Here is a 2,292-nt window from a genome sequence, read left to right on the forward strand (position 1 = left end):
GCTTCTTTTCTTTAGACATATGGGTCTCCTTTGTGGATTTTTTAGTATTCATTATGTATATTTCTCAGTGGATTATGCACAATTATTTTAATTTTTTTCTCATTAAAAATTTTTGTTTACTTTTTGAAAATAAAGGAGTATTATAATCCACAGTTTCAATTTTCTAAATCGCTGAAACCGCATGGTACGGGGGACCCGTTTTTACGGATTAGTACATAATCCGATGGGGTGAATCCTTGAAAAAGGTAGGGCTACTCATAGGCCCGAATCCGACAGCTAACCTCGTAAGCGTTATATTGAGAAGGAAGGTGGAGCTTGTGCGACAAAAAAAATAATGTCTACAAGTCTATTTCGCTATGGCTTGTAGACATTTTTTGTTTTCTGAAGAAATAGTTTACTGGCTGTAACAAGCAGAAAAGTTCGTACAAAATTATTGGAGAGTGGACAGCATTGGTTTCATCTATTAAAAGATTTTTAATTGGAAGACCGTTAAAATCAACAGAGCTTGGAGAACAAAAGCTTAATAAAACGAAAGCTTTAGCTATTTTATCTTCTGACGCATTATCATCAGTTGCTTACGGTCCAGAGCAAATTTTAATTGCTTTAGCAGGTGTTGGAGCGATCGCTTATTGGTATTCCATTCCGATCGCTGTTGGAGTATTAGTATTATTGACAGCCCTTATTTTATCTTATCGACAAATTATTTTTGCTTATCCGCATGGCGGGGGAGCGTATGTTGTATCAAAAGAAAATTTAGGGATGAATCCAGGCTTAATTGCTGGAGGATCTTTATTAGTTGACTATATTTTAACTGTAGCCGTTAGTGTGTCCGCTGGTACAGATGCAATTACGTCTGCGTTTCCTAGCTTACATGCACATAACGTAATTATTGCGGTTATATTTGTTATATTAATTACGATATTAAATTTAAGAGGAGTAACGGAATCAGCTTCCGTTTTAGCATATCCTGTTTATTTATTCGTTTTAGCACTATTTATATTAATTGGTGTGGGTATATATAATATTTTAACTGGTCATGTTTCACCTACTTTACATGCGCCGATTGGTACACCAGTTGCAGGGATTAGTTTATTTTTATTACTAAGAGCATTTGCATCAGGTAGTTCTGCTTTAACAGGTGTTGAAGCAATTTCAAATGCAATTCCGAACTTTAAAGATCCTGCGCCAAACAATGCTGCAAAAACATTGCTTGCAATGGGTGCATTACTTGCTGTGTTATTTTCAGGAATTGTATTTTTAGCTTATTATTACGGAGTGACTCCGAGTAAAGAAGTAACAGTTGTTTCTCAAATTGCTGAACAAACATTTGGACGTAATTTCATGTACTATTTCATACAAGGTACAACAGCTTTAATATTAATTCTCGCTGCTAATACAGGTTATTCTGCATTTCCTTTATTAGCGGTTAACCTTGCAAAAGATAAATTCATACCGAGAATGTTTACGATTAGAGGAGACCGTCTGGGTTACTCAAACGGTATTATTATACTTGGAGTTGCTTCGATTATTTTAATTGTAGCTTTCCAAGGACAAACAGAACATTTAATTCCACTATATGCAGTAGGTGTATTTATTCCATTTACACTTTCTCAAACAGGGATGGTATTAAAATGGCTTCGCGAAAAGCCTGAAGGATGGGCTTTAAGATTAACGATTAATTTAATTGGTGCAGTTATTAGTTTTATCGTAATGAGCATGTTCTTCTTAACTAAATTTGCACAAGTTTGGTCGATTCTTATTTTCTTACCAGTTATTATCTTCTTATTCCATCGAATTAAGAAGCATTATGATGCAGTGGGTGATCAATTAAGTTTAAAAACTTGCGAACCTCTTATTCCAATTGAGGGGAATGTAATTGTCGTTCCTGTAGCAGGTATGACGCATGTAGTAGAAAATTCGTTGAACTATGCAAAATCTCTTTCGGCAGATCAAGTTATCGCAGTATATGTTGCTTTTGACAGAGAAGAGGAAAAGAAATTTGAAGAGAAATGGAAGAAGTGGCAACCTGAAGTAAGGCTTGTTACATTACATTCTCATTATAGAAGTATTATTCAGCCGCTAACAAAGTTTATTGATACAGTGCAATATAAGGCAAGTGAATCGAATTACCGCGTTACGGTCGTTATACCACAGTTCATTCCGAAAAAAGGTTGGCATAACATTCTTCATAATCAATCCAGTTTACTCATACGTGCGTATTTACTTTATAAAAGAAATGTTGTTATTACGACAGTTCCATATCATTTGAAAAAATAAGAAGATTTTTTAAGG

Annotated in this window: 1 protein-coding gene and 1 riboswitch; the gene reads left to right on the forward strand. The window is 34.7% G+C overall.

The features are described 5' to 3' along the window. Positions 1-159 precede the first annotated feature (159 nt). A riboswitch (cyclic di-AMP (ydaO/yuaA leader) is annotated at positions 160-306 on the forward strand. A gap of 144 nt (positions 307-450) precedes the next feature. After that, positions 451-2,277, forward strand: a complete 1,827-nt coding sequence (locus ACQGS6_RS26880) for an APC family permease (RefSeq protein ID WP_000254884.1) — start codon at positions 451-453, stop codon at positions 2,275-2,277. The last annotated feature ends 15 nt before the right edge of the window (positions 2,278-2,292 follow it).

The sequence above is a fragment of the Bacillus sp. GMs2/2 genome (assembly GCF_050172095.1).
Classification (GTDB): Bacteria; Bacillota; Bacilli; order Bacillales; family Bacillaceae_G; genus Bacillus_A; species Bacillus_A cereus.